The following is an 18970-nucleotide window of genomic DNA, read 5'->3' as shown; positions in this document are numbered from 1 at the left end:
GCCAACCAGCGTTATCGTTGACGACCATCGCGAGCAAGCCAGCTCCTACATGAGTAATGTGCAATCCACAAAAAACCCCATGATCACTCATGGGGTTTTTTGTTTTCAGCGCCGGCGCCGATGCCCCCCTCGTAGGAGCGAGCTTGCTCGCGATAAACCTGAGAACACCGCGGGGCACCTGCCAACCAGCGTTATCGTTGACGACCATCGCGAGCGAGCTCGCTCCTACAGGGTTTTGTGTTTTCAGCGCCGGGGTTTATGCCGGGGCGGACGTACGGATCAAGTGATCGAAAGCGCTCAGTGAAGCCTTGGCACCCTCGCCCACCGCGATCACGATCTGCTTGTACGGCACGGTGGTCACGTCGCCCGCAGCGAACACACCCGGCACCGACGTTTCACCCCGCGCATCGACGATGATTTCGCCACGCGGTGACAACTCGATCGTGCCCTTGAGCCAATCGGTATTCGGCAACAGACCGATCTGCACAAAGATCCCTTCCAGCTCCACGCTGCGCAATTCGTCGTTCTGACGATCCTTGTAGCGCAGGCCGTTGACCTTCTGGCCGTCGCCGGTGACTTCAGTGGTTTGCGCACTGGTGATCACGGTGACGTTCGGCAGGCTGTGCAACTTGCGTTGCAATACCGCATCGGCACGCAACTGCACATCGAACTCCAGCAGCGTGACATGGGACACGATACCGGCCAGGTCGATGGCCGCTTCGACGCCGGAGTTGCCGCCGCCAATCACCGCCACGCGCTTGCCCTTGAACAGCGGGCCGTCGCAGTGCGGGCAGTATGCCACGCCTTTGTTGCGGTATTGCTGCTCGCCCGGAACGTTCATTTCACGCCACCGCGCGCCAGTTGCGAGGATCACGGTCTTGGCCTTGAGCTTCGCGCCGCTGGCGAAGTGGACTTCGTGCAACTCACCTTCTTTGCCAGTGATCAATTTGTCTGCGCGTTGCAGATTCATGATATCCACGTCGTACTGCTTGACGTGTTCTTCCAGCGCCACGGCCAGTTTCGGCCCTTCGGTTTCCTGCACGGAAATGAAGTTTTCGATGGCCATGGTGTCGAGCACCTGACCACCAAAACGCTCTGCCGCGACGCCGGTGCGAATACCTTTGCGAGCCGCATAGATCGCCGCCGAAGCACCGGCCGGGCCACCGCCGACCACCAGCACATCAAAGGCTTCTTTGGCGCTGATCTTCTCAGCCTGGCGTTCGATGCCGCTGGTGTCGATTTTGGCGAGGATTTCTTCCAGACCCATGCGGCCTTGACCGAAGTTCACACCGTTCAGGTAGATGCTTGGGACCGCCATGATCTGGCGCTCATCGACTTCAGCCTGGAACAGCGCGCCGTCGATGGCGACGTGGCGAATGTTCGGGTTCAGTACCGCCATCAGGTTCAGCGCCTGGACCACGTCCGGGCAGTTCTGGCAGGACAGCGAGAAGTAAGTCTCGAAGTTGAAATCGCCCTTGAGCGAGCGGATCTGTTCGATCACTTCGACACTGGCCTTCGAAGGGTGACCGCCGACTTGCAGCAAGGCCAGCACCAAGGACGTGAATTCGTGGCCCATCGGGATGCCGGCGAAACGCAGGCTGATATCAGCTCCCGGGCGATTGATCGAGAACGACGGCTTGCGTGCATCATCGCCGTTGTCGAGCAAAGTAATCTGGGTGGAAAGACTGGCAACGTCTTTCAGCAGTTCGAGCATTTCCTGGGATTTCGCACCGTCGTCGAGGGAAGCAACGATCTCGATCGGCTGGGTGACCCGTTCCAGGTACGATTTCAACTGGGCTTTAAGATTGGTGTCCAACATACGGGCGATTTCCTTTTTGCTGTTTCATATAAAGCAGGCATAAAAAAACGCCCGAGCGAATCTCGCCCGGGCGTTTTTATTGGGCGGTGCAGCTTACCGAGTAGGTGCGGAGTTCCGCCCTGATGGTGCGATCACAGACTTAGATCTTGCCGACCAGGTCCAGGGACGGCGCCAGAGTGGCCTCGCCTTCTTTCCACTTGGCTGGGCAAACCTGGCCTGGGTGAGCAGCGACGTACTGGGCAGCCTTGATTTTGCGCAGCAGTTCGGAAGCGTCACGGCCTACACCGCCGTCGTTCAGTTCAACGATCTTGATCTGGCCTTCAGGGTTGATCACGAAGGTGCCACGATCAGCCAGGCCAGCCTCTTCGATCAGCACGTCGAAGTTACGGGAGATGGTGTGGGTCGGGTCGCCGATCATGGTGTACTGGATCTTGCCGATGGCTGGCGAAGTGTTGTGCCAGGCAGCGTGGGCGAAATGGGTGTCGGTGGAAACGCTGTAGATCTCGACGCCCAGCTTCTGGAACGCGTCGTAGTTGTCGGCCAGGTCTTCCAGCTCGGTCGGGCAGACGAAGGTGAAGTCGGCCGGGTAGAAGAACACCACAGACCACTTGCCTTTCAGGTCAGCGTCCGAGACTTTTACGAAGTCGCCATTTTTGAATGCGTCAGCTTTGAACGGTTTAACTTGGCTGTTGATGATAGGCATCGTTGACTCTCCGTCAGGGATTAAGAAGTTGATGGAGAGAACTTTACCCACTCGACGGACGGTTGGCTCATTGGCAAACCTGATGCTGCTGATTGGCTTTCGCTATTAGCCAGCGGTATTAATAGAAGAAAACGGTATCTAGGGTGACACGGGCTTTTCCGTGATGCGCGCCATGCCAAGGAACGGACTGGCTTCGATGTAACGCATGGCCGACTTCATGTCCTTCCAGCCCACATAGCTCATCAGCGACTTCAAATCCCAACCACTTTGATGCGCCCAGGTCGCAAAGCCACGGCGCAACGAATGACTGGTGTAGAGTTCGGCCGCAATGCCTGCGCGCTCTAGCGCCTGGCGCAATAACGGAATCACACTGTTGGCGTGCAATCCCTCCTCGCCCAAATGCCCCCAGCGGTCGATGCCACGGAATACCGGCCCACGCACCAGTGCTGCCTCGGTAATCCAGTCGATATAGGCCTGCACCGGACACAAGCGTTGCAAGGCCGGTGTCTGATAGGTCTTGCCGAGGTTGTCGCGATCACTCTTGCTGCGCGGCAGATAGAGACTGATGCCGGAACCGGCGCTGGCCTGCACGTGTTCCACCTGAAGCCGGCACAACTCATCACTGCGAAAGCCGCGCCAGAAGCCCAGCAGGATCAAGGCCATGTCGCGCCTGGCCCGCAGTAAACCCGCTCGATCGCCTTCGGCCCTGGCGGTTTGCACTTCTTGCTCCAGACAACTGACCACCTGCTCCAGATGCTGAAGCTGCAAGGGTTCGGCTTGCTTTTCCTGGGCCGGGTGCAGCGCGCGAATGCCCTTGAACACCTTGCGCACCACCGGCGCCTTGGTGGGATCGGCAAACCCCTGGCTGTTGTGCCATTGCGCCAATGCCGACAAACGCAGTTTTAGCGTGTTGATCGACAACACCCCGGCATGGGCCACCAGGTAACGCGCCACGCTGTCGCCGGTTGCTGGCAGAAAACCGCCCCACGTGACTTCGAAGTGTTCGATGGCCGCCCTATAGCTGCGACGGGTGTTGTCGCGCGTCGCCGCTTGCAGGTAACGATCCAGCTCAGTCATGGGGGTCAACTCTTGAATTCATACCGCTTTGACGGGTCAAAAACCGGTACTGGGTGTATCACACGGGGTAATACCAGTATATCCCGTGTCAGTAATATTCAGCATTTAACTTTATTAATTGAATGGTACAATGTGTATTTACGTGGTACGTACCACATCATCAAAACCCGGGAGATCTCATGGCACGCGGCGGTGTAAATAAAGCGGTGGTTCAAGCCGCTCGGTTGGCGATCCTCGCCCGCGGCGAAAACCCCAGCATCGATGCCGTACGCATCGAGATGGGCAATACCGGCTCGAAAACCACGATCCATCGCTACCTCAAGGAACTCGATGACAGGATCGAACCTGTCGAGGCACCGGCGGAACCGATTGACGACGAACTGATGGCGCTGGTGGCGCGGCTTGCACAACGACTCAAGGAGCAGGCGCAGGAACCCATCGACCAGGCGCGCGCGCAGTACGAAGAACAACGCAAGGCGCTGGATAACCAGCTCGGCAAAGCGCAAGAGGCCAACAGCGAACTGCACCAGCAATACGAATTTCAAAGCCTGGCGCTGACCCAGGAATCCGAGGCCCTGCAAGAAACCCGCGCCATTCTGCAAACGGAGCAAACCCGCAACGCCGGGTTGAACCAGGCGCTGACCGATTTCGAATTGCGCTTGAAAGACAAGGACGAGCAGATCCGCTCCCTTGAAGAAAAGCACCTGCACACTCGCGACGCGCTGGAGCACTACCGCAATGCGGTCAAGGAACAGCGCGAACAGGAAATGAGTCGCCATGAAGGCCAGGTGCAACAACTACAGATGGAACTGCGCCAGGCACAACAAAGCGCACTGGTGCGTCAGGATGAAATCACCCAGTTGCACCGTGACAATGAACGCTTGCTGACTGAAAACCGCGGCACGCTGCGAGAGCTGAGCCTGCTGCAAGAACAGCTCAAGCAAAGCAATACCCGCCAGGATCAGTTGCTGGAACAGGCCAACCGCGTCGACGGCGAGCGCACCCTCCTCCAGGAACGCCTGCGCGTCGCCCTGCTGGAAAGTCAGGCACTCAAACAGAACGTCGATGAGCAGTCGCAGCTCAACAGGTCACTGGAAATGGATTTGGCCAAGACCCGGGCGGATCTGGAAGAACGCGTGCGTCTGGCCGCGACCCTTGCGGCAGCGGCAGACGCAGCGAAGGACGCTTAACCGGCGACCGGCGTACGCATGGTGACGAACTCTTCGGCGGCCGTCGGGTGCACCCCAATGGTTTCGTCGAAGTCGCGCTTGGTGGCGCCGGCCTTCAAGGCAATCGCCAGGCCCTGGACGATTTCACCGGCGTCCGGGCCGACCATGTGGCAACCCAAGACCTTGTCGGTCCCGGCGTCCACCACCAGCTTCATCAGCGTGCGCTCCTGGCATTCGGTCAGGGTCAGCTTCATCGGCCGGAAGCGGCTTTCGAAGATCTGCACGTCGTGGCCGGCTTCGCGAGCCTCTTCCTCGGTCAAACCGACGGTGCCGATGTTCGGCAGGCTGAACACCGCCGTCGGGATCATCTTGTAATCCACCGGGCGATACTGCTCTGGCTTGAACAGGCGCCGTGCAACCGCCATGCCTTCAGCCAGGGCCACCGGAGTCAGCTGAACACGGCCGATCACATCGCCCAGCGCCAGAATCGACGGCTCGGCGGTTTGATACAGCTCATCGACCTCGACAAAGCCTTTCCTGTCGAGTTTGACCCCAGTGTTTTCCAGCCCGAGATTGTCCAGCATCGGACGACGACCCGTAGCGTAGAACACGCAATCGGCTTCCAGTTGGCGACCATCCTTGAGCGTGACTTTCAGGCTGCCATCGGCCTGTTTGTCGATGCGCTCGATGTCCGCGTTGAATTGCAGATCCATGCCGCGCTTGGTCAACTCTTCCTGCAAATGCTTGCGCACGGAACCGTCGAAGCCGCGCAGGAACAATTCGCCGCGATACAGCAGCGTGGTCTCGGCACCCAAGCCGTGGAAGATCCCGGCGAACTCGACCGCAATGTAACCACCTCCCACCACCAAAACGCGCTTGGGCAGCTCTTTGAGGAAGAACGCCTGGTTGGAACTGATGGCATGCTCGTGCCCCGGAATCTCCGGAATCTGCGGCCAGCCGCCGGTAGCGATCAGGATGTTTTTGGCGCTAAAGCGCTCGCCATTGATCTCGACCTGATGTGGGTCGACGATCTTCGCGTGACCTTCATGCAAGGTCACGCCACTGTTGACCAGCAGGTTGCGATAAATGCCATTGAGGCGATTGATCTCGCGGTCCTTGTTGGCGATCAAAGTCGGCCAGTCGAACTGAGCTTCATCCAGACCCCAGCCAAAACCGGAAGCCTGCTCGAAGTCTTCGGCGAAGTGCGCACCGTAGACCAGCAGTTTTTTCGGCACGCAGCCGACATTCACACAGGTCCCGCCCAGGTAGCGGCTCTCGGCCACGGCCACTTTCGCGCCAAACCCGGCGGCAAACCGCGCAGCCCGCACACCGCCGGAACCGGCACCAATCACATAAAGGTCAAAATCGTAGGCCATTTTCAATCTCCTCGGCAGGCCAACAGCATACCTGCGGACGGCCGCTGAGCAAGCATTGTGCTGAAATGCGCGGCCCAATCTTCGTTTTCGATCAATGCCCCTCTGCAGATTGCGTTTTCGATGTCCGCAGAGTGCGCCAAGCAATCAAAATCGCCATGAGTGCCAAGCCGAACGTCACCCACGAAACCAAACCGATTCCACCTTCGAATGCCCTTCCCGCCTGCGCCATCAATTCCCTTGCTTGATCACCCGACAAGTCTGCCGCCACATGACAGGCGCCAGACAGCGTCTCACTCGCCAGCATCATCTGCACTTCGCTCAGGAACCCCGGAAGCTGCAATGCACCGCGATAGTAGGCGGTGACGACACCGCCGAGCACTGCCGTCCCCAAAACTACACCCACTTCATAGGCTGTTTCGCTAATGGAAGACGCGGCGCCCGCCTTTGCCGGTGGTGCGGCTGACAAAATCACATCATTGGACACCGTCGCGATCGCGCCCACGCCAATGTTCAGCAAGGCAAAAGCCACCACTAGAACGGTCAGGCTACTGCCCATGCTGGCGACCAGCAAAAACGCCGCTCCAGCAAACGCCATCAAAATCGGTATCAGCACATGCACCTGTAATCGCTGTGCGACAGGCACGACCGCCATCCCCACTACAATCGCCATGACCTGACCAGGAATCAACGCGAGGCTAGCACTTAAGGGCGACATCTGAAGAACGATCTGCAGGAACTGAGTGGTAAAGAATACGAAGCCGACGAGAAACGCGAGACTCATCAAATTGATCGCGACAGAGCCGCCAAAGGTGCCACTGCGGAACAGACTCAGGTCCATCAACGGCACTGGCAGACGTAACTGTCGACGCACAAACATCCAGCCCGCAACTGCGCCTACTGCAAACGCTGTCAGCGTCATCCAGTCGATACCATTACTGGCGCTGTGTTTAATGCCATAAACAATGGCACCAAGGGCTACCATCGATTGCAGGATGCTAATTGGATCCAACGGTCCTGAAGCATCTCGCTCGGATTCGGGCAACAACAGTGGCACCAACACCAGCAGTGGCACCAACACGGGCACCGCCAACAGGAAAATCGACCCCCAACTGAAGAATTCCAGCAACACCCCACCCGCCAAAGGACCGAGTGCCGAGCCGACCGTCAACGTCGTTGCCCAGATCGCGACAGCTAGTCTGCGTTCTTCTCGGTCCTCGAACACCGAACGTATCAACGCCAACGTTGAGGGCATCAGCATTGCACCGAAAACGCCCATACAAGCTCGCCCGGCAATCAGTTGCGTGGCGGTATCGGAATACGCGGTTAGCACCGACACAATCGCAAAACCCAAGGACCCGGCCAGCAACAACTTACGATGACCGACTCGATCCCCCAGACTACCCATCGACACCAGCAACCCCGCCAATACCAGCGAATAAGCATCGATCATCCACAACTGCTGGCTAGCGCTTGGACGCAGCGCTTCGGCGATCTTGGGCAACGCGAATCCAAGTACCGTATTGTCAACTGTTACCAGCAATACAGGCAGCATCAGCACGCTTAGGCCTAACCAACGTTTTGATCTGCGTTGCGTCTCACCTCCTGTTAACGCCATCTACGAAATTCCTTTTACTCATAAAAAAACAAGGCAGCTTCCTTGCCCCGAGAGTCGATCTCTACGCACATTCGGGCAAATATTTTTGGGGATCTCACTGGATTGGAGGTCACTTCATTTTCGACTCGGACGCGGTCTTTTGTAGGAGCTGGCTTGCCAGCGATGGTCGTTAACGATAATGCGCGTGAACTGGATAAGCGCGGCGCACTTGAGTCCATCGCCAGCAAGCCGGCTCCTACAGGTATTGCGTTATCTGTGTTTCCCGGGATTGCGTAAAGAACCAAATATTTGGCCAGTAAAGCAACGCACCTACTGACCATCACATTAAATACAAACGTTACCAGGAAGCCGCAAACTCCTTTTTCCACTGCAACCAGACAATCAGGATTTTCTCTCGAAAACTCTGGCGATGGATGTCAGACAATACTTACTTTCCGTTAGTTTGAGCGGGTTCAGCCCGCACAAAAGCAAACGCCCCGAACAAGTCGGGGCGTTTGCCTGGACCTTCTTCAGCGTGTTTTCACACAGTCTGCGAAGGTGGTTTCTCTACAACAGGTCGCTGGCTATCAGTACGCCTTGCCCGTCTTGTAGAAGTTCTCGAAGCAGAAGTTGGTCGCGTCGATGTAGCCTTCAGCGCCACCGCAGTCGAAACGCTTGCCCTTGAACTTGTAGGCAATCACGCAACCATCCTGCGCCTGTTTCATCAGGGCGTCAGTGATCTGGATCTCGCCACCTTTGCCTGGCTCGGTTTGTTCGATCAGGCTGAAGATGTCCGGCGTCATGATGTAACGACCGATGATCGCCAGGTTCGACGGGGCATCTTCCGGCTTTGGCTTCTCGACCATGTTACGCACGCGGTACAGGTCGTCACCAATCAGGTCGCCGGCAATCACACCGTACTTGCTGGTTTCTTGCGGGTCGACTTCCATGATCGCGACGATGGTGCAGCGATACTGCTTGTACAGCTTGACCATCTGCTTCAGTACGCCGTCACCTTCCAGGTTGACGCACAGGTCATCCGCCAACACCACGGCGAACGGCTCGTCGCCGATCAGTGGACGACCGGTCAGGATCGCATGACCCAAACCTTTCATTTCAGTCTGGCGAGTGTAGGAGAACGAGCACTCATCCAACAGGCGGCGGATGCCGACCAGGTATTTTTCCTTGTCGGTGCCCTTGATCTGGTTTTCCAGCTCGTAGCTGATGTCGAAGTGGTCTTCCAGGGCGCGCTTGCCGCGACCGGTGACGATGGAGATTTCGTTCAAGCCAGCGTCCAGTGCTTCTTCAACGCCGTACTGGATCAGTGGCTTGTTCACCACCGGCAGCATTTCTTTGGGCATGGCTTTAGTCGCTGGCAGGAAGCGAGTACCGTAACCGGCTGCTGGGAACAAGCATTTCTTGATCATATAAGTCCTTGTAAGGGCTGTGCGTGTACGAGTTTCGGCGCAGTCTAATCAGGCGGCGTGCACCTTACAATGCCCCCGCGCTGGCTAACCGATGCCAACATAGAGAAATAAACTTGCCGATAGTTCCCTGCGGGAGTGCGCAGGTCACTGCGCAAGCCCTTATGCATAGCAGAGACTTGCGCAATTGCACGGCTTTCAACCGCCAGGAACGAACCACCATACGCCCATCGACACCCGTTGAGTGCGTTTGGCGGTATCATGGCGCGATTGAACCAGACAACGAGGCAAATAGATGTCGGCAGTAAAAAGCGTCAACGGATTCCTGATCAATCAGGAGAAAGACGGTCAATGGTGGGTGGCCAGTGTCGCCGGTGAAAATATCGCCGGACCTTTCCCTTCCGAAGCCCTGGCAATCGAAGTGGCTTCGGTGCTGGAGCTTGAGCACCCGGAACCCAAGCGACGCGGCAAGGACAAGAACTGATCGACGCCCCATGCGAAAAGCCCTGCCATTGCGCAGGGCTTTTTTATGAATGCATGCAATAACGTGGCGTTTGGCTATAACCTTTTGCCTGCGGCGCTGTCTCAGCCTTAGCCCCCCCTGACGATGATCAAGCCATGAATAAAATTTTGCCTTTGCTAACGGTATTGGCCCTGAGCGGCTGCGCAACGTCGGAACAAACCTACCTGGCCAATGGAGAGCAAGGTCTGTCGATCGATTGCTCCGGGGAAGCCAACTCCTGGGCGGCGTGCTACGAAAAGGCCGATGCGTCCTGCGCGGGCAGCGGCTACAAGATTGTCGGAACCGATGGCACCCCCGCGCTCAAGGAGAGCGAAAAGACCCTCGGCGCCGACGTCGGCAACTTCAAGAGCCGCAGCGTCGTGGTGATCTGCAGGTAAGGCACCACGCCCTACATATGGATTTCGGCGAATTTGATACCGAGCCCGCGCACGGTATCGATCAGATCATCAAGGCGGCTGAAGGATTCGACCTCATCGTTATCATCCACCAGGAAATAGCTGCGCCCGGCGCTTTTCTTGAAAAACACGATCCACTCCCCCAGCTCCGCCGGATTCTGAATCACATGAGTGGCAGAGATTAAACCCTCTGCATGGCGCTCCCGGACCTGCTCTCGCTTCATATTCGACTCCAGAAATAACGATGCCGCCAAAGCAGGGCTTTGGCGGCATCGGTGCTGATGGTCGATAGTCTATCAGCCGGAAATGCACTCGTTGGCAGCATTCTGTACGTCCATTGGCCGCACCGGGACATTGGACATGCTCTCGTGCAGCTTGATGCTGCTGCCGCCAGAGCGTTCTTCAATGTCAAACACGGCAGACGGCCCCGAGGAGAATTTGAGCGGCACGATCACACGCAAGCCATCCTTGTTCGGCTGGATCTGCAAGGCGCCACGGCTATCGGCCAGCTTTTCGCTCAGGCATTGCGCGTATTCATGGGGCTTCTTGCCGGAAATCACGTTCATCGTCGGCAAGGACTCGTTGATTTGCGAGACGTTCGCGCAACCACTGATCGTCAATGCCATCGGCAACAACCACAAACCCCACTTCATACTAAACCTCCGATAAAGACCCTCGGACAGCGCAACTGCGATTTTTCTCCGAGACAAACTGCTTTATCGCTCATCAAATGTGAAATAAGCGTTTTTAATTGTCTAAGCGGCCGGATAATAAGGCGTTCGGGCTGATAAACTGCGCCATTCGCCCATGCTATCGTTTTGATTTTGTAGAAAAAGCCCTTCTGGAGGCGCCTCATGAAATTTATCCATCAGCGCGAGCACCTCAATGAAGACGACATCGTCGTCATTCAATGCTCCCAAATGTGCAACATCCGCTTGATGAACGACGCCAACTTCCGCAGCTTCAAGAATGGCGGCCGTCACACCTATCACGGCGGTGCATTCGACACGTTTCCGGCCCGCATCACGGCCCCTAGCACCGGTTTCTGGAACATCACGATCGACACCGTCAACCACCGCGCTATCAGCGTGACGCGCAAACCCACCCTGACGCACTCGATCAAAATCATTCGCCGCTCCAGCACGAAACTGAGCTGATCAGCGAACCCGATACACAAGACAGGCAGATACAACCGTGGCCCAAACGACCAAGTACGTCATCAAATACAAACTCAACGGTGAGCGCCGCTTCGAGTTTGCCCAGCTTGAAAACGGCACCCCGGAGGAAGCCAAAGCGGCGCTGGATGCCATTCATGGGCAGGACGACGTCATCAGCGAAATCAACGTCAGCAAAGCGCTGTAACACGATCCGGAGCGACAATGGACGTCAGCTCCCACTCGCAGTTCGACCGCAAGCACCGGAGTGCCAGCTTCATCCTTGCCTTGCAGACTGGCCACCTCAACAACAAGAGGCCCGGCAATGAGCGAGCAATATCTGGACAGGCTGGACTGGCCCCGGCTGGAACAGCAACTTGATCAGGACGGTTGCGCCGTCATCCCGTCACTGTTGAGCCACAAGGCTTGCGGGCAAATCAGCGCCTTGTACCCTCGAACCGAGCTGTTTCGCTCCCACGTGGTGATGGCTCGTCACGGGTTCGGCCGAGGCGAGTACAAGTATTTCAGCTACCCGTTGCCGGAACTTGTGGCCCGCTTGCGCGGCGCGCTCTACCCACGACTGGTGCCCATCGCCAATCGCTGGCATGAACAGATGGGCTTGCCGGTCCGCTTTCCTGAAACCCTTCCAGCCTTCCTCGAACGCTGTCATGCCGCTGGTCAGAACCGTCCGACCCCCTTGTTGCTGCAATATGGTCCCCAGGACTACAACTGTTTGCATCAGGATTTATACGGTGAGCACGTTTTCCCACTGCAAGTGGCGATTCTGCTGTCAGACCCCGATCAAGACTTCACCGGCGGCGAATTTGTCCTGACTGAACAACGCCCGCGAATGCAGTCACGCCCGATGGTCATCGGCCTGAAGAAAGGTGACGGGTTGATCTTTGCGGTCAACCAGCGGCCGGTCAAAGGAACTCGCGGTTACTACCGTGTGACCCTGCGTCACGGTGTGAGTCGCCTGCACTGCGGCAAACGGCATACCCTTGGAATCATCTTTCACGATGCGTCATGAACCCATGAACCCGCTGACTTTCGATCTGTTTGCCGACATAGAACCCGAGCAACAGCCCAGGCGCGAGCAGATTGGCGAACAGTCCTACGTGCTTAGAGGCTTCGCCCTGCCCTGGCTGGAACGCTTACTACCCGCCCTGGAGGCGGTGCTGGTGGCCGCGCCATTTCGGCAGATGGTCACACCCGGCGGTTTCACCATGTCGGTCGCCCTGAGCAGTTGTGGCCAATTCGGCTGGACCACGGACCGTAGCGGTTATCAGTACACCCGCGACGATCCACAGACCGGCCGGCCCTGGCCAATGATGCCCGAGGTGTTTTTCCAACTGGCACAAGCGGCGGCGCAGGCAGCGGGTTTCACCGATTTTGCACCGGATTCCTGCCTGATCAACCGCTACATCCCCGGGGCAAAAATGTCATTGCATCAAGACAAAGACGAACATTCCTACACAGCCCCCATCGTTTCGGTATCCCTGGGTTTGCCGGCGATGTTCCTGTTTGGGGGTTTTGCACGCAGCGACAAAAGTCAGCGCGTTCCCCTGTTCCATGGTGACATCGTGGTCTGGGGTGGAGTGGATCGCCTGCGTTATCACGGCGTGTTGCCGATCAAGGACGGCCATCATCCGAAGCTGGGCGAGCAACGCATCAACTTCACCTTCCGTACCGCCGGATAAAGACTTCGAATTTGACCGCAAGCACCGGAGTGTGTGGGAATTGCCCCATGGTTAATGTGCAGGCAACCCCTCAATGGACGTGACGCCATGACAACCCAATCGACCAAGATCACCATCGAAAACGATCCGCGCTGGGCCGCCGTGGTCGCGCGCGATCCCAAGGCTGACGGGCAGTTTGTCTATGCCGTGAAGACCACTGGCATCTACTGTAATCCCAGCAGCCTCGCGCGCTTGCCCAAACCACACAATGTCGAATTCTTCGATAGCGCCGAACAGGCCCGGGCCGCGGGTTATCGTCCGAGCAAGCGCGCGACAAAAGATCAAAGCGAACTCGCCGCGCAACATGCCGCCACCGTGGCCGCCGCGTGCCGCCAGATCGAAAACGCGCAAACGCTGCCTGCCCTGGGCGAATTGGCCGAGGCGGCGGGCCTGAGCAGCTTCCACTTCCATCGTGTGTTCAAAGCCGTCACCGGCCTGACGCCCAAGGGCTACGCCGATGCTCATCGCTCACGCAAGGTGCGCGAGCGGCTGGCAACCGGCGGCTCGGTGACCGATGCCCTGTATGACGCCGGCTTCAACTCCAACAGCCGGTTTTACGAAGCGGCAGACCAGCTGCTCGGAATGAAACCCGGGGACTACCGCGCGGCCGGTCAAAACAACGACATTCGTTTTGCCGTCGGCCAGTGTTCGCTGGGCGCGATTCTGGTGGCGCAGAGTGAGCGCGGGGTCTGTGCGATCCTGCTGGGCGATGATCCGCACCAACTGGTCTGCGATCTGCAAGACAAATTCCGGCGTGCCAACCTGATGGGTGCCGATCATGAATTCGAGCAATTGATTGCCAGGGTCGTCGGCTTTATCGAGGCGCCGGCCATTGGCCTTGATTTGCCGCTGGACGTACGCGGTACAGCGTTTCAGGAGCGTGTCTGGCAAGCGCTGCGGGAGATTCCCGTGGGCAGCACTGCCAGCTACGCCGATGTCGCCCAGCGCATCGGTCAACCAAAAGCCGTTCGCGCCGTGGCTCAGGCCTGCGGCGCGAACAGCCTGGCCGTGGCGATCCCTTGCCATCGCGTGGTGCGCAGCGATGGCAATCTGTCGGGCTATCGCTGGGGTGTCGAGCGCAAACGGCAGTTGCTGGAACGCGAGTCGCAGTGATCAGCGATTCACATCCACCACCACGCGCCCACGCAACTGCCCGGCCAGCAAGCGCGGCGCGGCTTCGATGGCTTCGCTCAAGCCGATTTCGTGACTGATCAGCGGCAACAGATTGAAGTCCAGATCCTGGGCCAGGCGATTCCAGGCCTCCACGCGTTTGGCTTTGGGCTGGGTCACGCTGTTGATGCCGGCCAGGGTTACGCCGCGCAAAATAAACGGTGCAACGGATGCCGGAAAGTCCATGCCCTGGGCCAAACCGCAGGCCGCGACGGTGCCATTGGCCTTGGTGCTGGCGCATGCGTTGGCCAGGGTGTGGCTACCGACCGAGTCGATGACGGCCGCCCAGCGCTCCTTGGCCAAAGGTTTGCCCGGCTCGGACAAGGTGGCGCGATCAATGATTTCGCCAGCACCCAGTTGCTTCAGGTAGTCGTGCTCCGAGGTGCGTCCGGTGGACGCGACCACCCGGTAGCCGAGCCTGCTCAGCAAGGCGATGGCGAAGCTGCCGACGCCACCGTTGGCGCCGGTCACCAGGATTTCGCCCTGCTCGGGCGTCACGCCGTTGTGTTCCAGCGCCAGGATGCACAGCATGGCCGTGTAGCCCGCCGTACCAATGGCCATCGCCTGGGCAGCGGTAAACGCCTTGGGCAGCGGAATCAGCCAGTCACCGTTCAGACGAGCCTTTTGCGCCAATCCCCCCCAATGCCCTTCACCCACACCCCAGCCATTGAGCAAGACCTGGTCTCCGACGTTGTAGTCCGGATGCCCGCTGGTTTCGACGACACCGACCAGGTCGATGCCCGGCACCATCGGGAATTTGCGCACCACCGGACTGCTGCCGGTAATCGCCAGGCCATCCTTGAAATTCAGCGTGCTGTAGGCAACACGCACCGTGACATCGCCCTCGGGTAACTGATCGTCCTGGATCTCTTGCAGTGTGGCCCGGTAACCGCTGTCGTCTTTGTCGATCAAAATGCCTTTGAACATTACGGCCTCTCAATGGAATCAGTCTGGTGGTGGAGCCATTGAAATAACACATGGCAACAGATTGCCGTACCCGACTTTAAGCCAATCAGGCAAACCGCCGAGCGTTTTCAATGACGACGACTATGCTTTTTCGCAACCTTGAAATGCCGCAAGAAACTGTCTTGTCGATGGAGCTGACAATGCCTCAACTGCGTTTATTCAGCGTTTTACTGATGCTCTGCCTGGTTCCGCTCAGCGGCGCTCAGGCAGCACCGGAGCAGCCCGCCCAACCTCCCGCGAATCAGGCGACCGCCTCCCCCAGCTGGCCACAGGTGCTGGCTGCCGGCGACACCAAGTTGACCATCTACCAACCGCAACTGGACAGTTGGGACGGCTACACCCTGAACGCGCGGACTGCCGTGGAGGCCACGGGCACCGATGGCAAATCCACCTACGGCATCGTGCAATTCAGCGCCCACACCCTGTGTCGACAAGGCCACCCGCTGGGTGGCGCTCGATCAGTACACCATCACCAAGGCCGATTTCCCCGATAGCGCAACCAAGGCTGACAGCTGGGTCGCTGCGGTGAAGCAAGACGCCGAGAACCGCACGAAAACCATTTCCCTCGACCAACTCGAAGCCGCGCTCGGCGTCATCGCCGCCGAGCGAAAGTCCGGCAGCGAGCCGCTGGAAAATACCCCGCCGACCATTATTTCGTCCGAGGTACCCGCGCTGCTGGTGTACGTCGATGGCGAACCGGCCTATCGCCCCGTTGATGGCACCTCGCTGCAGCGGGTGATCGACACCCGACCGCTGCTGCTCAAGGATGCGAAGGGCAAACATTACCTGCACGTGTTCGATGGCTGGATGGTGGCGGACAACCTGGGCGGGCAATATGCGCCACTGCACCCGCCTTCAGCCGAGCTGGAGAAGGCCAAGAAAGCTGCGATCCAGGGTCGCCAGGTAGACCTGCTGACGGGCCAGAGCGATCCGAAGGACAAAATACCGACGCTGGCCAAGCCGCCGATTCCGCAAATTTATATCGCCACGGTGCAGACCGAGCTGATCGTCACTGACGGCCCACCGCAATGGCAGCCGATCCAGAACACCAAGCTGCTGTATGTGACCAACACCACCGGGCATATTTTCAAGGAGATCGCTGACCAGGACAGCTACGTGCTGATCTCGGGTCGCTGGTTCCGCGCCGGTGACATGAAAGGCCCCTGGACCTTTGTGGGGGCAGACAAGTTGCCGGCAGACTTCGCCAACATTCCCGATGACAGCCCCAAGGAAAACGTAAAAGCCTCGGTAGCCGGCACGCCGCAAGCCAGGGAAGCGGCGATTGCAGCGACCATTGCGCAGACCTCGGCGATCAAGAAAAGCCAGGTGAAAATGAGCAAGCCGGCATTTGACGGCGAACCGCAACTCAAGGCCATCAAAGGCACGCCCCTGCAATACGTGGTCAACAGCCCGATGCCGATCATCATGGTCGATGCACAAAGCTGGTACGCGGTGGAGAACGGTGTCTGGTTCGTGGCCACGGCGGTGCAAGGCCCCTGGACGGTCGCCTCTTCGGTGCCGGCGGTGATTTATTCGATTCCGCCCAGTTCACCGATGCACTACGTCACTTACGTGAAAGTCTACGAAGCCAGTGGCGATACGGTCGTCGTCGGTTACACGCCGGGGTATCAAGGTTCGACGCTGGACCCGGACAGCGGTGTGGTGGTGTATGGCACCGGTTATCCGTATACGCCGTGGGTGGGCAGTGTCTGGTACGGCCCGCCGGTGACTTACGGATTTGGCGTGGCGATTCGCTACACACCCTGGACGGGCTGGACGTTCGGCTTCGGTTTCGGCTGGAGTTGGGGCGGCAGTACGGTCGCCGTGGGTTGGGGCTGGGGCGCCTATCCGTGGTGGGGCAATTACGGTTGGGGTTACGCCTGGGGGCCGCATCTGTACCCTGCGCCAATGCCCTGGGGCGGGGCCGCTTACGGCTATCATGGCGGCGCCGTCGCCTGGGGCCCCGGTGGCTGGGCCGGCACGACCGGCAACATCTACCGCCAGTGGGGCGACCGCGCTTCGGTCAGCCGCTACGGCGGCGGTTACAACGCCTGGACCGGCAATCGCTGGGCCGGTCAAGTTGGAGCCTCCTACAACTCGCGCACCGGCATCGCCGCGGCCGGCCAGCGTGGCGCGGTACACAACGTCTACACCGGCAACTATGCCGCTGGCCGCAGCGGTGTGGCCGTCGGCCCCGACGACGGGGCCATTACCGGCCAGCATGTGACCGCCGGCAACGTCCGCACCGGCACCCAGGTCTCCGCCAATCGCGGTGCCGTCTACAACCCCAATACCGGCAACACCACCCAGTACGGTGGTATCCATGATCGCAACGGCGGCGTGGCGCATGTCGGCGACAACGTGTACGCCGGCCATGATGGCAACGTTTACAAGAGGACCGATAGCGGCTGGCAATCGATGGTCCAGGGCGGTGCAACCCATCTCGATTCGACCAACACTGCCCAGGTCCAGAATCTCAACCGAGAATACGATGCGCGCTCCTTCGGTAATGATCGCTTCAACAATTTTCACGACTCTTCCGGGTTTATGAATCACTCCTTCGGGGGTGGGGGTGGAGGCTTCCACCGACGCTGAAAAAAGCCTGACCCTCTGAAATGACGACTGGCCTTGCGCCAGTCGTTGCGTTACAAATCCTGTTCTACCGTCCCTGCCCGGATTCAACGTCGGAGAACACAGCACATGAACCAATGGCCAGATACCCGCATTCTTGACCTGCTCGGGATCGAACTGCCGATCATTCAGGGGCCGATGGCCGGTGCCACCAACTCGTCCATGGTGATTGCAACCTGCAATGCCGGCGGCCTGGGCTCGATGCCAGCGGCAATGCTCAGCACGGATCAACTGCGCGAAGAGCTGAAAACCATCCGCCAACACACCCAGCGCCCGATCAACGTCAACTTCTTCTGCCATCAGCCTCCAGCCCCTGACGAGCAACGCGCGCAGGACTGGAAAAACCTGCTGCAACCCTACTATCAGGAGCTCGGCATCGACTTCGATGCGCCGACGCCGATGTCCAACCGGGCGCCATTCGATAACGCTGCCTGCGAAGTGGTCGAAGCGTTTCGCCCTGAAGTGGTGAGTTTTCACTTTGGTCTGCCGGAAAAATCCCTGCTCGACCGGGTCAAAGCCACCGGTGCGAAGGTACTGTCCTCGGCTACCACCGTCGCAGAAGCGGTGTGGCTTGAGCAGCATGGCTGCGATGCAATCATTGCCATGGGCTACGAGGCCGGAGGCCATCGCGGGATGTTTCTCAGCGATGACCTGAGCAGTCAGGTGGGGACTTTCGCCCTGGTGCCACAAGTCGTCGATGCAGTGAAAGTGCCGGTGATTGCCGCTGGCGGCATCGCTGATGCACGAGGCGTCGCAGCCGCCTTCATGCTGGGCGCTTCGGCGGTACAGGTGGGTACGGCGTACCTGTTCACGCCAGAGGCCAAGGTCAGTCCTTCCCATCACAAAGCCTTGCGCACCGCCAGGGAAAGCGAGACGGCCGTCACCAATGTGTTCACCGGTCGCCCGGCCCGTGGCATCCTCAATCGGGTGATGCGTGAACTGGGGCCCATGAGCGCCAAGGCCCCGGCCTTTCCCCTTGCCGGTGGCGCGCTGATGCCGTTGCGGGCCAAAGGTGAAGCGGACTTCAGCAACCTCTGGGCGGGTCAGGCATTTACCCTCGGCGTCGATTTGACCACCGAGGCACTGACTCGAAAGCTGGCTGAAGAAGGATTAGCGAGACTGCTAGGTCGCCCCTGAGCATCACTTTCGTTAAAATTGTATACAATTCTGTGGCAACACATTCCGTTCAAAGGCAATTCGCTATATATTTATGTACATAACGATTTACCC

20 protein-coding genes are annotated in these 18970 nt (G+C 58.6%); 11 read left to right on the top strand and 9 right to left on the bottom strand.

Annotation, left to right across the window (positions count from 1 at the left end; translation table 11 throughout):
• Positions 1-256: 256 nt before the first annotated feature.
• The 3 genes from ahpF to AC3ITY_RS15050 form a co-directional block, all read right to left on the bottom strand.
• On the bottom strand, positions 257-1819 hold the full coding sequence (gene ahpF / locus AC3ITY_RS15060; RefSeq protein ID WP_489310322.1) for an alkyl hydroperoxide reductase subunit F: 1563 nt from the start codon (positions 1817-1819) through the stop codon (positions 257-259).
• Between the two features lie 139 nt (positions 1820-1958).
• Positions 1959-2522 carry an alkyl hydroperoxide reductase subunit C gene (gene ahpC, locus AC3ITY_RS15055; protein WP_489310320.1) on the bottom strand — a complete coding sequence of 188 codons (564 nt, stop codon included), beginning with the start codon at positions 2520-2522 and terminating at the stop codon, positions 1959-1961.
• Between the two features lie 138 nt (positions 2523-2660).
• Positions 2661-3599 (bottom strand): site-specific integrase, encoded by a 939-nt coding sequence (locus tag AC3ITY_RS15050; RefSeq protein WP_489310318.1) that lies wholly within the window; start codon positions 3597-3599, stop codon positions 2661-2663.
• A 179-nt stretch (positions 3600-3778) separates the two neighbouring features.
• Between AC3ITY_RS15050 and AC3ITY_RS15045 the strand changes: the two genes are divergently transcribed.
• Positions 3779-4789, top strand: a complete 1011-nt coding sequence (locus AC3ITY_RS15045; RefSeq protein WP_489310316.1) for a DNA-binding protein — start codon at positions 3779-3781, stop codon at positions 4787-4789.
• Here AC3ITY_RS15045 and gorA read toward each other — a convergent pair.
• From gorA to galU, 3 genes are all read right to left on the bottom strand, one after another.
• Positions 4786-6144 carry a glutathione-disulfide reductase gene (gene gorA, locus AC3ITY_RS15040; protein ID WP_489310314.1) on the bottom strand — a complete coding sequence of 453 codons (1359 nt, stop codon included), beginning with the start codon at positions 6142-6144 and terminating at the stop codon, positions 4786-4788. The genes AC3ITY_RS15045 and gorA overlap by 4 nt on opposite strands.
• Before the next feature lie 91 nt (positions 6145-6235).
• Positions 6236-7759 carry an MFS transporter gene (locus AC3ITY_RS15035; protein WP_489310312.1) on the bottom strand — a complete coding sequence of 508 codons (1524 nt, stop codon included), beginning with the start codon at positions 7757-7759 and terminating at the stop codon, positions 6236-6238.
• 566 nt (positions 7760-8325) lie between these two features.
• Complete coding sequence (gene galU, locus AC3ITY_RS15030; RefSeq protein ID WP_007975949.1) at positions 8326-9165, bottom strand: UTP--glucose-1-phosphate uridylyltransferase GalU; 840 nt, start codon at positions 9163-9165, stop codon at positions 8326-8328.
• A gap of 292 nt (positions 9166-9457) precedes the next feature.
• Between galU and AC3ITY_RS15025 the strand changes: the two genes are divergently transcribed.
• Positions 9458-9646: a hypothetical protein gene (locus AC3ITY_RS15025; RefSeq protein WP_489310310.1), complete on the top strand. Its 189-nt coding sequence runs from the start codon at positions 9458-9460 to the stop codon at positions 9644-9646.
• Between the two features lie 134 nt (positions 9647-9780).
• Positions 9781-10062 (top strand): hypothetical protein, encoded by a 282-nt coding sequence (locus tag AC3ITY_RS15020; protein WP_489310308.1) that lies wholly within the window; start codon positions 9781-9783, stop codon positions 10060-10062.
• Positions 10063-10073: 11 nt separating this feature from the next.
• On the opposite strand, the gene AC3ITY_RS15015 is transcribed toward AC3ITY_RS15020, so the two are convergent.
• Both AC3ITY_RS15015 and AC3ITY_RS15010 read right to left on the bottom strand, forming a co-directional pair.
• The gene (locus tag AC3ITY_RS15015; protein ID WP_008053025.1) at positions 10074-10304 is read right to left on the bottom strand and encodes a hypothetical protein; all 231 of its coding nucleotides are present in this window, start codon (positions 10302-10304) and stop codon (positions 10074-10076) included.
• A gap of 72 nt (positions 10305-10376) precedes the next feature.
• The gene (locus tag AC3ITY_RS15010) at positions 10377-10733 is read right to left on the bottom strand and encodes a hypothetical protein (protein ID WP_489310306.1); all 357 of its coding nucleotides are present in this window, start codon (positions 10731-10733) and stop codon (positions 10377-10379) included.
• A gap of 201 nt (positions 10734-10934) precedes the next feature.
• Between AC3ITY_RS15010 and AC3ITY_RS15005 the strand changes: the two genes are divergently transcribed.
• The 5 genes from AC3ITY_RS15005 (at position 10935) to ada (ending at position 14086) form a co-directional block, all read left to right on the top strand.
• Complete coding sequence (locus AC3ITY_RS15005) at positions 10935-11237, top strand: DUF1883 domain-containing protein (protein ID WP_046038396.1); 303 nt, start codon at positions 10935-10937, stop codon at positions 11235-11237.
• A 37-nt stretch (positions 11238-11274) separates the two neighbouring features.
• Positions 11275-11442 (top strand): hypothetical protein, encoded by a 168-nt coding sequence (locus tag AC3ITY_RS15000; protein WP_489310304.1) that lies wholly within the window; start codon positions 11275-11277, stop codon positions 11440-11442.
• A 117-nt stretch (positions 11443-11559) separates the two neighbouring features.
• A complete protein-coding gene (locus AC3ITY_RS14995; RefSeq protein ID WP_489310302.1) occupies positions 11560-12264 on the top strand; it encodes a 2OG-Fe(II) oxygenase in 705 nt (234 codons plus the stop codon).
• Positions 12254-12934, top strand: a complete 681-nt coding sequence (alkB, locus tag AC3ITY_RS14990) for a DNA oxidative demethylase AlkB (RefSeq protein WP_489310300.1) — start codon at positions 12254-12256, stop codon at positions 12932-12934. Before AC3ITY_RS14995 ends, alkB begins: the two co-directional genes overlap by 11 nt.
• A gap of 87 nt (positions 12935-13021) precedes the next feature.
• Entirely contained in the window at positions 13022-14086 is a 1065-nt protein-coding gene (gene ada, locus AC3ITY_RS14985; RefSeq protein WP_489310298.1) for a bifunctional DNA-binding transcriptional regulator/O6-methylguanine-DNA methyltransferase Ada, read from the top strand.
• Here ada and acuI read toward each other — a convergent pair whose 3' ends face one another.
• Positions 14087-15070 carry an acrylyl-CoA reductase (NADPH) gene (gene acuI, locus AC3ITY_RS14980; protein WP_489310296.1) on the bottom strand — a complete coding sequence of 328 codons (984 nt, stop codon included), beginning with the start codon at positions 15068-15070 and terminating at the stop codon, positions 14087-14089.
• Between the two features lie 179 nt (positions 15071-15249).
• On the opposite strand from acuI, the gene AC3ITY_RS14975 reads away from it, so the two are divergent.
• The 3 genes from AC3ITY_RS14975 to AC3ITY_RS14965 all read left to right on the top strand — a co-directional run bounded on the left by AC3ITY_RS14975 (position 15250) and on the right by AC3ITY_RS14965 (position 18877).
• Positions 15250-15603: a hypothetical protein gene (locus AC3ITY_RS14975; RefSeq protein WP_489310294.1), complete on the top strand. Its 354-nt coding sequence runs from the start codon at positions 15250-15252 to the stop codon at positions 15601-15603.
• Positions 15557-17704: an autotransporter gene (locus tag AC3ITY_RS14970; RefSeq protein WP_489310292.1), complete on the top strand. Its 2148-nt coding sequence runs from the start codon at positions 15557-15559 to the stop codon at positions 17702-17704. The genes AC3ITY_RS14975 and AC3ITY_RS14970 overlap by 47 nt, the downstream gene beginning before the upstream one ends.
• Positions 17705-17809: 105 nt before the next feature.
• Positions 17810-18877 carry an NAD(P)H-dependent flavin oxidoreductase gene (locus AC3ITY_RS14965; protein ID WP_489310290.1) on the top strand — a complete coding sequence of 356 codons (1068 nt, stop codon included), beginning with the start codon at positions 17810-17812 and terminating at the stop codon, positions 18875-18877.
• Positions 18878-18970 lie beyond the last annotated feature (93 nt).

It is taken from the genome of Pseudomonas sp. GL_091 (assembly GCF_057837725.1).
This window is presented reverse-complemented; position numbering and strand designations above follow the sequence as displayed.